The sequence below is a fragment of the Photobacterium sanguinicancri genome (genome assembly GCF_002265265.1).
GTDB classification, from domain to species: Bacteria; Pseudomonadota; Gammaproteobacteria; order Enterobacterales; family Vibrionaceae; genus Photobacterium; species Photobacterium sanguinicancri.
This window is the reverse complement of the sequence record NZ_NOIF01000506.1, coordinates 1-384: the sequence shown is the minus strand read 5'-3', so window position 1 is coordinate 384 and position 384 is coordinate 1. Positions and strand designations below refer to the sequence as shown.

Genomic DNA, 384 nt, shown 5'->3' with positions numbered 1-384 from the left:
AAAGATATGAGCAATACGAAAGTAAGGATAAATTTTTAACTAAGGTTGGTAAGAAAAAAAGATATTACCATGACAGGCCTGATGTGTTTTTCTTCAAGTTGCCCAAAGTTAAGCACATGACTTCCGATGGTCAACGTGCAAAGCATAAAAAAGAATTTAATGAAGAAAGTGCTCAATTGGCATATGAGTCTTTATTAAGAAAAGCAACGAATAGAAAGGCTAGACATGAAAATAAAATGTCATCTGTAAATAATGATTTACAGATTGTAGAGCCACTGTATATTGATGTTTTTATATCCGCTTATCACAAGAAAGGAATAACAACACAAGGGAAAGTGGAAATTTTCCATGAAATGAAAAAGTATAATACTAAAAAAGTTATAG

1 pseudogene is annotated in these 384 nt (G+C 31.0%); it reads left to right on the top strand.

Annotated elements, in window-relative coordinates:
- Positions 1 to 384, top strand: a pseudogene (locus tag ASV53_RS24855) (toll/interleukin-1 receptor domain-containing protein); the annotation flags it as partial.